Annotated in this window: 12 protein-coding genes; 8 read left to right on the top strand and 4 right to left on the bottom strand. The window is 63.8% G+C overall.

Annotated features, from left to right (window positions below; genetic code table 11):
- Positions 1-340 precede the first annotated feature (340 nt).
- From HOV91_RS36085 to HOV91_RS36060, 6 genes are all read left to right on the top strand, one after another.
- On the top strand, positions 341-1,387 hold the full coding sequence (locus tag HOV91_RS36085; RefSeq protein WP_217441512.1) for an acyl-CoA thioesterase: 1,047 nt from the start codon (positions 341-343) through the stop codon (positions 1,385-1,387).
- Between the two features lie 31 nt (positions 1,388-1,418).
- Complete coding sequence (locus tag HOV91_RS36080) at positions 1,419-2,312, top strand: AAA family ATPase (RefSeq protein WP_174189694.1); 894 nt, start codon at positions 1,419-1,421, stop codon at positions 2,310-2,312.
- A 126-nt stretch (positions 2,313-2,438) separates the two neighbouring features.
- Positions 2,439-3,857 carry a vWA domain-containing protein gene (locus HOV91_RS36075; protein ID WP_174189693.1) on the top strand — a complete coding sequence of 473 codons (1,419 nt, stop codon included), beginning with the start codon at positions 2,439-2,441 and terminating at the stop codon, positions 3,855-3,857.
- Positions 3,858-4,022: 165 nt separating this feature from the next.
- Positions 4,023-4,253, top strand: a complete 231-nt coding sequence (locus HOV91_RS36070; RefSeq protein WP_174189692.1) for a DUF6400 family protein — start codon at positions 4,023-4,025, stop codon at positions 4,251-4,253.
- Positions 4,254-4,841: 588 nt separating this feature from the next.
- Positions 4,842-6,002 (top strand): McrB family protein, encoded by a 1,161-nt coding sequence (locus tag HOV91_RS36065; protein WP_174189691.1) that lies wholly within the window; start codon positions 4,842-4,844, stop codon positions 6,000-6,002.
- Positions 6,003-6,013: 11 nt separating this feature from the next.
- Positions 6,014-7,192, top strand: a complete 1,179-nt coding sequence (locus HOV91_RS36060) for an McrC family protein (protein ID WP_174189690.1) — start codon at positions 6,014-6,016, stop codon at positions 7,190-7,192.
- Between the two features lie 14 nt (positions 7,193-7,206).
- Here HOV91_RS36060 and HOV91_RS36055 read toward each other — a convergent pair whose 3' ends face one another.
- Positions 7,207-7,419, bottom strand: a complete 213-nt coding sequence (locus HOV91_RS36055; RefSeq protein WP_174189689.1) for a hypothetical protein — start codon at positions 7,417-7,419, stop codon at positions 7,207-7,209.
- A gap of 1,094 nt (positions 7,420-8,513) precedes the next feature.
- Here HOV91_RS36055 and HOV91_RS36050 point away from each other — a divergent pair.
- Together HOV91_RS36050 and HOV91_RS36045 are read left to right on the top strand one after the other, a co-directional pair.
- Complete coding sequence (locus HOV91_RS36050) at positions 8,514-9,950, top strand: NsdA family TPR-like regulatory protein (protein ID WP_498072330.1); 1,437 nt, start codon at positions 8,514-8,516, stop codon at positions 9,948-9,950.
- Positions 9,947-10,492: a GNAT family N-acetyltransferase gene (locus tag HOV91_RS36045; RefSeq protein ID WP_174189687.1), complete on the top strand. Its 546-nt coding sequence runs from the start codon at positions 9,947-9,949 to the stop codon at positions 10,490-10,492. Before HOV91_RS36050 ends, HOV91_RS36045 begins: the two co-directional genes overlap by 4 nt.
- A 74-nt stretch (positions 10,493-10,566) precedes the next feature.
- Here HOV91_RS36045 and HOV91_RS36040 read toward each other — a convergent pair whose 3' ends face one another.
- The 3 genes from HOV91_RS36040 to HOV91_RS36030 all read right to left on the bottom strand — a co-directional run.
- On the bottom strand, positions 10,567-11,931 hold the full coding sequence (locus tag HOV91_RS36040) for a cytochrome P450 (protein WP_174189686.1): 1,365 nt from the start codon (positions 11,929-11,931) through the stop codon (positions 10,567-10,569).
- Between the two features lie 184 nt (positions 11,932-12,115).
- Positions 12,116-12,499 (bottom strand): hypothetical protein, encoded by a 384-nt coding sequence (locus tag HOV91_RS36035; RefSeq protein WP_217441511.1) that lies wholly within the window; start codon positions 12,497-12,499, stop codon positions 12,116-12,118.
- Positions 12,500-12,532: 33 nt separating this feature from the next.
- A partial coding sequence (locus HOV91_RS36030; RefSeq protein WP_246351442.1) for a Gfo/Idh/MocA family oxidoreductase occupies positions 12,533-12,971 on the bottom strand: 439 nt, incomplete at its 5' end.

Below are 12,971 nucleotides of genomic sequence, written 5' to 3'. Positions count from 1 at the left end.
GCCCACGACCTCCCCCGCGGACAGATCTTGGATCTACGGTCACTGCTTCGCGGTCGCGCTTACCGACGGGGCAGGGACTGCACGACTTCACTCTTGCGCACTTCGCGCGAAAGGTCACGGGGGTTGTCTCCCCTGCGGGCAAAATCAAACCGCAGCATTAGGGGCAACCCCCCATGTGTGTTGCTCAGCGATCGCGGAAGGTGGCTGCTCATCCCGGAGCGTGGATCGCGTTGCCTCCGCTGCCGTTCGTTACTCGCTCGTACTGCCGCCGGGGCCTAAGGTTCTCCCCGACAACGGGGTCAGGTAGCCGAAAATTCTCTGCCCGAACGGATTGTGAACCTTGCCCGAATCGACCGATATTCCTCTCGCGACCGTCTCGAATCCAGCCTCGGCCGGTCGGCGTCCGGAGGCGATCCACCGATTTCTCGTCCAACCCGCCGACGCGGGCATTCTGGGATCGGTCGACGGCGGCAAACTCCTCGAATGGATCGACAAAGTCGCCTACGCGGCGGCGGCCCAATGGAGCGGCCGCTACTGCGTCACCGCCTATGTCGGCAACATCCATCTCGACCGGCCCATCGCGGTCGGCGAACTGGTCGAATTGCACGCCAACCTCGTGCACACCGGGCGCACCAGCATGCACATCCTCGTGACGGTCTACTCGACCGATCCCACCCGGGTGCAGCAGGTCCAATCGGCGCAATGCCTGACGATCTTCGTCGCGGTGGACGAGCAGAGGTGCAATGTGGAAGTCCCGCAATGGAATCCGACCACCATGCTGGAAATGCGGCGGCATCGGCAGGCGCGGGCCAGGATTTCGGTGCGCAAGCAGATCGAGGAGGCGATGGCCGCCCAGCGCTACACCTCCGCGGGCACCGCGCCGAGCGCCACGCTGCGCTTCCTCGCGGCACCTTCGGACATCAACTGGGGCGGCAAGGTCCACGGTGGCCGGACGATGCGGTGGATCGATGAGGCGGCGTACGTGTGCGGCGCGAACTGGGCCGGACAGCGCGTGCTCACTTCCTACTTCGGCGGCATCCGCTTCTACCGTCCGATCGTGATCGGCCACGTCGTCGAGGTCACCGCGCGACTGATCCACACCGGGCCGCGCAGTATGCATGTGAGCGTGCATGTGACCTCCACCGATGCGCACTCCGACGAACCGGCGCTGGCGGCGCACGGTCTCGCGGTGGTCGTCGCGGTGGACGACGACGGAAAAGCGCGTGCCGTGCGCCAGTGGGCGCCGGACTCCGAGGAGGACCGCGCACTCGACGCGCACGCCAGGCGCCTGGTCGAACTGCGCGCGCTGGTCGAACCGTTCACCATGGCGAGCGCCGTGCCGTCCGACGCCGAACCGAGCCATTTCCGGACACCGGGGCCGAGCTGAAGCCGGGACCGCCCGGCTAAACTAGTTACCGATGAGTAAGTTCTTCGCGTCGGTGGACGAGGTGACCGGGCGTCTCACCGAGGCCGGGTACCTCCCGTCTCTCGACATCGCCACCGCCGTGTTCCTCGCGGGCCACCTCGGCAAGCCCCTGCTGATCGAGGGGCCTGCGGGCGTCGGCAAGACCGAGCTGGCCAAGGCCGTCGCCACCGCGACCGCGTCCGACTTGGTGCGTCTGCAGTGCTACGAGGGCATCGATGAGGCGCGCGCCCTCTACGAGTGGAACCACGCCAAGCAGTTGCTGCGCATCACCGCCAGCGACAAGGAAGGGTGGGACAGCACCCGCGACCACGTCTTCACCGAAGAGTTCCTCCTGGCGCGCCCGTTGCTGGCCGCCATCCGCAACCCGCGCGCCACGGTGCTGCTCATCGACGAACTCGACAAAGCCGACGTGGAACTGGAAGGGCTCTTGCTCGAGGTGCTCGGCGACTACCAGGTGAGCATCCCCGAACTCGGCACCGTCACCGCGGTGCGCAAGCCGTTCGTCATCGTGACATCCAACGCCCACCGCGAGCTGTCCGAAGCGCTCAAGCGGCGCTGCCTCTATCTGCACATCGATTACCCGACAGCGGAGCTGGAGCGGGCGATCGTGCGGATGAAGGTTCCCGAGCTGGACGAGGCGCTCGGCGAGCCGGTGGTCCGCGTGGCCGGTGCTCTCCGGCAGCTCTCCTTGCGCAAGCCTCCGTCGATCTCCGAGACAATCGACTGGGCGAAGACCCTGGTCGCGCTGGGTGCGCGAAATCTGTCCGGCGACGTCGTCCGGTCGACGCTCGGTGTGCTGCTGAAGTATCGGTCCGACCACCGCCTGGCGATCGAACAGCTCGGGTTGCCCGCCCCGGACCCCGAGCAGGAAAAGGCGGCGCAATGAGGCGCAGTCCCACACTGCACCCAAACCCCACCGTGACTAGTGCGGTGAGGGTAGAGATAGGGCGGCAATACGGAGTCGATCGGCCGCCATTTGTCTACCGCCGATCAGCGTCGGTGTGGTGTGAGCATGGTTGACGGGCGCGCCGGTGGGGCGGGGCGTCAAGCCCGCGGCTCGGTGACCGATCGGCTTGTCGAGTTCGTCGGCCTGCTGCGTGACCACGGGATCAACGCGGGACCGAGCGAAACCATCGATGCCGCCGAGGCGATGGTCGCGCTCGGAGTGGCGGACCGCGATCGTCTGCGCTCCGGCATGGCCGCCTGCCTGCTGCGCCGCAATGGTCAGCGCGCGGTGTTCGACCAGCTCTTCGACCTCTACTTCTTGACCGCACAGCAGCCACAGCCCGCCGAGCCGTCGACGCCCGAATCCATCGAAGCGCTGCGAGATCGGCTCGTCTCCACGCTGGCGCAGGACGATTCGGACTCCGTCGCCGAACTGGCACGCCAGGCGCTGACCGAACTCGGCGGCTACGGCAGCGTGGGAACCGGCCAGACCTCCGGCCCGGTCACCACCGCGTCCGGCGCCGGCTGGTCCTCCTACCTGACCATGAAAGCCCTACGCCCGGAAGAACTCCTCGATCGCATCGTCGCGGGCATGAACGGTTCCTCCCAGCTCGACACCGCCGTCCACACCATCGAAGCCAACCGCCGCCTGGCCGCATTCCGCACCGCCGTCCAGACCGAGGCCCGGCTGCGCTCGGCGCAACTGCGCGGCACCGAGTACATCGCCCGCCGCGGCGTCGAATCCAGCTCCGACCAGGTCGATTTCCTCGGTGCCCGGGAACAGGATCTCGCCGAAATGCGCCGCCTCGTCCATCCTTTGGCCCGCAAACTCGCCACCCGCCTCGCCGTCCGCCGCCGCAAAGCGGTGCGCGGCCAGATCGATCTACGCCGCACCCTGCGCCGCTCCATGTCCACCGGCGGCGTCCCCATCGACCCGGTCCTGCGCGCCCGCAAACACGGCCGCCCCGACCTGGTCGTCCTCGCCGACATCTCCGGCTCGGTCACCGGCTTCGCCGAATTCACCCTCCACCTCGTCCAGGCCCTGCAAGACCAGTTCAGCAAGGTCCGCAGCTTCGGCTTCGTCGACACCTGCGACGAGATCACCCACTTCTTCAACCCCGGCGAACTGCCGACTCCCGGCACCGTAGCCCGAATCATCCGCTCCACCAAGGTCGCCCGCTTCGGCAGCTCCAACTACGGCGAAGCCTTTCAAGGGTTCATCGACCATTACGCCGACGCGCTCGGCCCGCGTACGTCGGTGCTCATCCTCGGCGACGGGCGGACCAACCGCACGGACCCGAATCTCGCTGCGGTGCAGACCATCGTCGACCGCGCGAAGCACACCTACTGGCTCAATCCCGAGCCGTCGCGATCGTGGTCGACGGGCGATTCCGCGGCCCACGTCTACGCGGAGTGCGTGACGATGCACGAATGCCGCAACGTCGAACAGTTGACCGAGGTCATCGCGCGGCTACTGCCTGCATAGTGCCCTCTGACACCTGTAATGCCGAGCTCGTCACCGGCCGCCGATGTCGCACTGCAGAATGTGACGAAGCCAACTGCGAAGTGTGATCCAGGTCATTGCCCGAGGGGGCGTGGTTGGGCATCGTCATCACTTCGCTTTGGAAAGAACCTGGTTGGAGATGCCTGAATGGCCGACCACGATTTTGCTTACGACCTCACGTTGGACGAGGTACGACGCCGCGGCGCCGTCGTCGCGGCACTCGGGGACGACTGGGATCCGGTCGCGGTGCTCGCCGAGGAAGATCTGGCGTACGACATGCTGTACTCGAATCTCGACGATGAGCAGCAGCGGATCTACGAGGAACTCGTCGGGGCCGGGGTCCTGCCGGATCGGGTGACGCGCAAGATCGCCGACTGATCCACCGCCGAGTACGAGCCATGACGGGTCTTCGGCGCGCCCCATCCGGCGAGTCGTGACATAGCCGCCCCGGCTCTCGGCAGTGGATGCGCGATATCGCCGCCTCCCCTGAGAACTCATCAACGCGGAGTGCGTGACGATGCGCGAGTGCCAACCCCAGCCCGCCCGCAGAGTTCACCGTCGAGACGAGCGATCATCAGCTCGGGCGCGCCAGCGCCAGCGCGAGCGGGGGTCGGTATAGGGATCGAACAGGTGCGTGAAGGCATAGGACGACTCGAACCCTCCGCCGGACTCGATCGCATCGGCTTTGGAGTCACCGAGGTCGTCACCCGCGTGTTGCCCGTTTGCGCACGCTACCGACGCTGGAGGTCCAGCTTCGCCGAAAGTGTCGGTGCGCAAGTCTATTCTGGTCGCCATGGCTGACTCGGGGCGGACGAGGCGTGAACGGTTTCGGGCCGTCAGTTCGATCGAGAATTTCCTCCTGACCCGCGCGCCGAGCCGGGACAACCCGGCGTCGGTCCGGCGTGACGCCCCGCGCCGCACGACATCCGCAAATTCGTATCGTCGCTCGGACGGGAGCAATAACTGATGGCGCGTATCCGCGAGATCGTACCGAGCCAACAAGAGATCCGGCCACACAAGGTCGAGCATGCTGTCACGTGCCAATACAAGGTGATCAGGGACTCCGACGACAACCCGCTCATTCACCTGTCCACGTTCGGCTCCGACCAACGAGAGTCTCAGCCCAAGAGCAGTCAGTCGATGCAACTCACCTTGGAGAACGCCGCCGAGTTGATGAACATCTTCTCCGATACTTTCGGCTTCACGTGGCGGCCGAAGCGCAACCAGATCGAGCAGTCCGATGTCAAACCGACGTTCGCGGACGCGACCGACGAACTGGCCGCGCGGCTGTACGTGCCCAAGGCTTGGCTCGAGGAATGCATCGACCTTCTCCGCGATCGACCACAGCTGATCTTCTACGGACCACCGGGGACCGGCAAGACATACTTGGCCAAGGCACTGGCCGAGCATATCTCCGACAAGGACAACGTCAAGATCGTTCAGTTCCATCCCGCGTACTCGTATGAGGACTTCTTCGAAGGGTTTCGCCCGGTCCGGTCGAACGAAGGACAACTCGGTTATCGCCTTCAGAAGGGACCCCTGCGCCAGCTGGCGGATGATGCGCGCGATAATCCTGACAAGGTGTACACGCTGATCATAGATGAAATCAATCGTGGAAACCTCGCCAAAATATTCGGTGAGCTCTACTACCTCCTCGAGTACCGAAACGAGTGCATCGACCTGTTGTACTCGGACGGTAAGGAATCCTTCTCGCTACCCCGGAACATTGCCATCATCGGCACGATGAACACTGCGGACAGGTCCATCGCGCTCGTTGATTCGGCGATGCGACGGCGGTTCGCATTCATGTCTCTGCATCCCTCCGACGAGCCGACCAGAAGCATTCTGCGGAACTGGCTGAAGGCGAATGGACACAGCACGATGGCCGCGGAGCTCGTCGACATGCTGAACGACACCATCGAAGATGAGGACTTCAAGATCGGGCCTTCGTACTTCATGCGGCCTGAGGCGCTCACCAGGAGGGGTTTGGACTTGACCTGGCGGACATCCATCATCCCCCTCCTTCAGGAGTACCACTTCGGTGACGCCAACAAAGATGTGCAACAACTCTATTCATTGACTTCCATCGCTGAGCGCGCGTCGGTTGACATCGACGACGTCGCGTAGGTGGAAGCGCATTGAAACCACCGATCGAGCTGATCGAGTTCGGAACGTCAAAGATTGTCGATCTCGCGCCGGGGGAATTCGATGCTCTAGCGGAGGCGAATTTCGTCACTGTCTCGTCCACCCGTGGTGGGCGATACACGATCAAGCCTGGTAAGAAGGTGGGTTCGATCAAGGTCGGGTCAATCCAAATCGACGTCCGACCGAAGATAACCGAGCTCACGCGACTCCTCTTTTTCATCGGATACTGCTCGAACCCGAAAATATGGCGTGATGAAGTGGTACATCTGGACAAGGCGGATGGCCTTTATCCGGCCGTCTCCGAGTCCTTCGTTCGCTTGGCGTCTCGAGCGTTGGAGGGTGGTCTGCTGCAGGGCTACCGAACGAAAGTCGAATCACTACAGCTGGTCCGCGGTCGCATAGATTTCAACGAGCAGGTCACCCGCCGCCACGGCTTGCCGTTGCCGGTCGCGTGCGAGTATGACGACTTCACCACCGATATAGCCGAGAACAGAATTGTCCTGGCGGCGGCTGCGATGCTCAGCGCTCTGCCGCAGATCAGTGCTGAGGCTCGGCACAAGCTCGGTCGTATCCGGTATCAAATGAACGATGTGGCCCTTCCTGGGCGGAACGTCACCCGTCCCGCGTGGCATCCGACCAGGTTGAACATCAGATACCACGATGTGCTCCGGCTGTCTGAGGTCATCCTGGACAACAGCTCCTTCGACCAACGTCGTGGGAGGTTGGCCGTCACGGGGTTCATGTTCGACATGTGGAAGATCTATGAGGACTTCGTTACGAGTGCTCTGACCATGGCCATGCGTCGATATGGCGGACGTGCGGTCACGCAGGCTCGGATCTGGATGGATGAGGCGGAAACAATCCTCATGAAGCCGGACTTGGTCTGGTACGACGAAACTGATCGCCCCGTTGCGGTCGTCGATGCCAAGTACAAAGTGGAGCGCCCCAAACGATTTCCTGAAGCCGATATCTACCAGATGCTTGCATACTGCTCGACGCTCGGTCTCGAGGAAGGCCACCTGATCTACGCGCAAGGCAATGGTCCGGTGAAGACGCACAAACTCGTGCGCTCCGGCATAACCATCCACTGCCGCGCTCTCGACCTCGGGGCCGCGCCGACCGAACTGCTGCACCAGATCGATGACATCGCGCGCACGATCCTCGATCGATAGCGTCTCGTCATCGTTCAACGGCTGACTGGCGCCAGCACACCCAACGCCTGCGAACCGAGCCGAAGCATCTCCGCCAGGGTTGACCGGTCGATCGTGAGTTCGAACTCGTTGCCGGATGTTCCGAACACGAATGTCACAGATTCGCTGTCCTCGCCTACAACGAGCCTGACAGGGCAGCCATCACTCGTGCTGACCCAGCAGCCAATCGTCAGCCGATCCCATATCATCGTTGATCCTCGTCTGCTATCGATGTTTTCGGTATGTTGTCGAGCCAGTGTGCTTCGCCGCGATCGCGGACATACCTACCGCCTGGCGGGTCGGCGTACGCGGCCAGCATGGCTAGCCTTGCTGACGGGGAAGCGGCCGACAGGTTTCGGTCTCGGCAGTACTTCCAATCCGCCCAGTGCCACCCGGCACCCGCATCGATCAAGAATTCTGTGATGGGTGTCTCCAAGCCGTCGATGAATATATGGAGATCGACGGGTCCATCTGGATTCCGAATGACGACTGCTTCGACCTGTCGATCAGTATTCGAGTGCTCGTGCATTCGTTCCCGTCGAGATTCGGGCCGAGGCAGCGGTAGTTTCAACGCCGTCGCTTCGGCGGGGTGCATCTTGCGGCCTTTGCCTATCGCAGTCGGCGCGGATGAGGCCGGGCACATGCACGGATTGATTCGATGACGGCGAGACCTGACGGCCGGTAGCTGTCACGGGGTGGTCGCACCCACACCCGAAATCCGTGCCGGTCGGCAGGCGATGGTAGGGCGATCTGTGCGCCGAGGCGGGAGACGGAGGCGTTGAGGCGGAAGAGTTCGCCGAACAGTGCCATGTCGTCACCGGGGACGTCCGGCACGACGAGGAATGTCCATCGTTTCGACCGGGGATGCGAGACGATCGGGCCGATCTGGAGTCCGCGCCCCTGCATGTGGCTTTTGACGGCCGCACCGAGCTCGGCGGGGGTGGTGATTCCGCCGACACTGCCCGAGGGGATGAAGAGCTGGCGGAGTTGCGGCTGCACACGCGCGGGCAGGCCACATACCTCACGATAGAACCGGCACCTGGACACCAAGGTGTCGGCGGATACGCCGTGCACGAATGACGCTTCGTGCACTGTGCCACTTCCCGCATACCTGCGAACCGGTTGCATTCCTCTGCCTTTCTTTTCCAGTCGATCGAGGACGGGCACTCGACGCCGGAGAGCCGGTTGTGGATCCGGCGACGAGTGCTGGGAATAGATTCCGTCGCGGTGGGGCGTTGCGGGAACGCCCGTTCGAGGGAGGACAAGGGGAGAAGCGTGGGATGCCTGGTCGGTTCCGATTCTGATGTCCCGCAATAACTGTCATGATTCGGCTGCGGGTTACCGAACGAGGGGGACGGGCTTGTCTGAACCGAATCACCAGCTCAGCGCTGCGAGAGCGCGAACCAGGTCAGTATCGACCGGGCATCCGTTGTCGCGAGCAGAACTCGCCGGCGCGGTGAACGCCTGGGTGTATCGCCGAACAGGCCGAGTTGTTCAGCTGTCCGGCAACTACATCGGCAAGTTGGAGCGCGGTGTCTTCCGCTGGCCGAACGCCGACTACCGCGCCGGGTTGCGGGCTGTGCTCGGCGTCGCGACTGACGCGGAACTCGGCTTTCGTCCGGCTGAGCGCGGAATCGGCGGCGATAACATGGAGGCGGATGATCCGCCGATGTTCCCGCCGAGCGCGGGGAGAGAGGTTGACGACGTGCAACGCCGAACTTTTCTGCTCAGCGCGTCAGCCGCCGGTGTCGGTATGGCCTTTGGATCGGAGTCGGCTCGGCAGGGCCTGAATCGCGCCGTCTCTGATGGTGGGTCGATGGATCTCGAAGAGTGGAACGAGATCGTTCGCGAATATGGGGCCGCGCAGGTTACTCATACGGCCACCGAATTGCACGAGATGCTGTTGGTGGACGTCCTGAGTCTCGAGGTCGCGCTCGGCCTGTCCCCGGACCCAAGTCAGCGCCGCGAGCTGTACAAGATAGGCGCTTTGTTGAGCCAGTACATGGCTCAGGCCGTCGGAGACCTCGGCCGCCGATGGAAAGGGATGCGCTGGTGGCGCACGGCCCGCTACGCCGCAGACTGCTCCGGTGACCTCCACACGATCATGTATGTCCGGGGGCGCACTGCTATCCGGGCGATCTATGACGGACAAGAACCCGAGATCATCATCGACGAAGTCGACAAGTCCGAACACCTGCTCGAGGATGGTCCGGGAGTCGGTAGGCCGAGTCTGCTCGCCGCACGGGCTCAATCATTCGCCCTGCTGGGCCGTGCCAAAGAAGCCGAGTCGTCATTGAACGATCTGCGTAGGACTTTCGACGCTCTGCCATCTCGCATGACGAACGATCACGGCTGGCATTGCTGGGCGTATCCGGAAGAGCGTGTGCGGTTCGCGGAAAGCTTCGTGTACTCCCATCTCGGGGATACACGCCGGGCGGAGGAGGCGCAGTCGGCGGCGCTCGACCTGTATCCGCCCAACAGTCGGCGCGGGCCGGTCCAGATCGAGTTGCAGCGCGCGCTCTGCCTGGCTTCAGCTGGCGACCCGAGCGAGGGCGCCGGATACGCGACGACCACGTTGGAGGAATTGCCCGTCGAACACCGGACGCGCTACGTCATGGGCTTGGGTGAGCAAGTCCTCGCGGCCGTACCGAGGGAGCATCGGCGCACTCGAAACGCGCGAGAACTTCATGAACTGCTGCGAGACGATGCGATGCGCACAGAAAAGGTCCTCGAGTCGTGACCTCGCGCTCACTCGAACTCGCCCGCTACGACGCCGCCGGAACACTCACGCTCGCAGACGAACTCAGGGTCGTGTACGCGGATTCGCACCGTGAGCAGCAGGACGATCCATGGTATAGCCCAGGGCGATTCTGGGAGCGCCTGGAAGAGATGTACGCCCCGATAGCGGGGTTCGAGCTGGTAGCAGGCCGGATCGATAACCGAATGATCGGCTACGCCTTCGGCACTCCATACAGTCAATCGCAAGTGGTGTGGAACAAAGCCTTACGGGTGTACCCGCAATTCCCTCCGACATCGAACGGCGCACCGGTCTATATCTTTCGCGAGTTCGCCGTACATCCCGACTACCAAGGCCAAGGGTTCGCGCGAACAATCCACGATGCCTTGCTGTCGCAGCGCCCCGAGCCATTGGCGTACCTGCTCGTGCGGGTCGGTAATCCTGCGCGCGCTGCATACGAGGCGTGGGGTTGGCGCATGATCGGCCAAGACCAGCCATTCGCCGACTCACCGGTAATGGATGAGATGGCTCTACCGTTGGGTTGAGCCCTGTACGCATGGCTCTGCCTCGATCATTCGTGGTCGAAGAACTTTGTGACCTCACATGCAGCCGAGGGTGTTCAGTCCGACGGTGCGGTCAACGCAGTAGTCCGCAACCGCACCGTAACCGGAAGGTGGTTCACCTCCAGTGTGGCGCGCGCGACCTCGTGCACCACAGCCCCCGGCACCAACTCCAGCCGCGCCCGCGCGACCACCGTTGCCAAGATGGTGACCGCTTCGTACCACGCGAAGGGCTCGCCGATGCAGTTTCGGTTGCCGATGCCGAAGGGCTGGTATATCCCGGATCGGGTCACGGTTTTGCGGTATTCCGGCGTCCATCGGTCGGGGTCGAACCGTGCTGGATCGTCGAAGTGCTTCGGACTGTTGTGCAGTGTGTACGGCGAGTAGAAGAGCGTGGTGGCCGCGGGGAGCGTGACTCCGCCGAGGTCGAGTTGCTCGATCGTCTCGCGAGTGCCGAGCCAGGTGGGAGCGTATCGGCGCAGCGTCTCTGCCATCACTCGCTCGGTGTACTGGAGTCGCTGGATATTGTCGGCGGTGACGGGGCCGCCGCACAGCACATCGGCCACTTCGTCCTCGACTCGCTCGCGCACGTCCGCTCGCCGCGCCAACTCGTAGAAGGCGAAGGCCATGGTGTTGGCGGTGGTCGCGAAGCCGGCGGCGTAGAGCGTCATCACCTCGTCGTGGAGTTCGCGATCGTTGAGTCCGGTGCCGTCGTCGAAGTGTGCCGTGAGCAGCATCGACACCAAGTCGCCGTAATCTGTTTCGGCGGCACGATATTCGGCGATGATGCGGTCGATCGCAGCGGAAAGTCTGCGCACTGCGGTGTCGAACTCGCGGTTGCGTAGCGGTATGTGCGCCAGCCAAGGCATCATGGTGCGTTTCGGTAGCTCGTCGACGATCACCGGGAAAGAACGCAGCGACTCGGCGACCACCTCCGCACCGAGTTCACTGGCGAACAACGCCTTCGCGACGATCCGCATGGCCAGCACCCGCAATCGGTCATCGAGTTCCAATCGGGCGCCGTCACTCCAGCTGTCGACCATGGCGTCGGCTTCCTGCTGCATGATCCGCACATAGCCGGCGATCTTCTCGTGGTGAAAGGCCGGTGCCATCAGGCGGCGATGCCGCAGGTGCTTGGGCTCGGCCGACACGGACAAACCATCGCCCAGCAGCGCCCGCATGGCCTCGAAGAATGCCCCCTTCTCGACGCTGTGCGCCGCCTTGCCGCGCAGCAACGAGTCGATCAGCTCGGGCGCGGTCACCAGGTAAGCGTCTCTGCTGCCCAATCGGATTCGGGCCAACGGTTCCGGCCCTCGGTGCAGCTCGGCGAAGAACTCCAAAGGCTTGCGACGTAGTACCAGGCCGTGACCGACGACCGGCCATGCTCGCTGGACAGGGTGGCCGACAGTCGTATGCGTGCTCATGAGGCCCCCTCGTGCGCGTTCCTTCGCTATTTTCGCCTACCCGCTCGCATTTGTCGTGCCTGTCCGGGCGATTCGTGCGTCCGTGCGTCGGTGTGCGGATTCCACTGACCTCGTTGCTGCCTACCTGTTTGTCCAGCGAAAGACTTGCGCTGGGGTGGGCGGCCCAGCGTTGCGGCGGTCTGACCTACTGTGCGGCCCGCAATGCGGCCGCGATCTGGAGGACGTGCAGGTCGACGACGACCTCATCACCCTCCCATACCCCGCGCGTGCTGATTGCCAGGCCGATCAAAGCCAGCTCGGCGGCAGCGTCACGAAGTTCGTGCTCCGCACGGTTCTCGTCCTCGATTCCGCCCGATTCTTCGCGGTTCCAGGCAGCGACTGCGGACTCGGCCGCGGACCGAGGCAATCGCACGCTGATCCGAGTGGTCTGGGGATCGAGATGGGTTCCGATCGTGGCCAGCACGTCGCGGTCCTGCTGATACCTCGCATACTGCGAGCGATCTTTCACGAACTCAGGGTACTCAGGACTACAGGCCGCGAAGCCGGTGAACGTATCCGGCGGCTGCACCGTGGTCGTCGTTGGCGGTCTACCGGGGCAAGGTCAGTGCCGGACTTCGGTGACCTCCACCGCTCGTCCCTCCCGCCGCGACAGCTCGCACGCCTCCGCGACATAGAACGCCTCCAGCGCTTCGCCCGGTGGGCAGGGATTATCGAGTTCCCCGCTGGCGACCTCGATGAACGCCGTCAGCTCGTCGGCATACGCCGGGCGGAACCGCTCCATGAAACCCGCATAGGGCGGATAGGGGGAGGGGCTATGGTCGGGCTCGGCGGAAGTCAAGGGCGCGCGGTCGTCCAACCCGACGATCGCGTTCCCTTCGGAGCCCAAAGCTTCAAGTCGAACGTCGTACCCCGCCCCGTTGTAGCGGGTCAGCGACACGGTGGCGAGGGTCTCGTCGTCCAAGCGCAGCAGTACCGCGGCGGTGTCGACGTCGCCTGCTTCGGCGAAGAACGACGCGCCCCGGTTCGACCCGAGGGCGAAC

The sequence above is a fragment of the Nocardia barduliensis genome (assembly GCF_013315795.1).
GTDB lineage: Bacteria > Actinomycetota > Actinomycetes > Mycobacteriales > Mycobacteriaceae > Nocardia > Nocardia barduliensis.
This window is presented reverse-complemented; position numbering and strand designations above follow the sequence as displayed.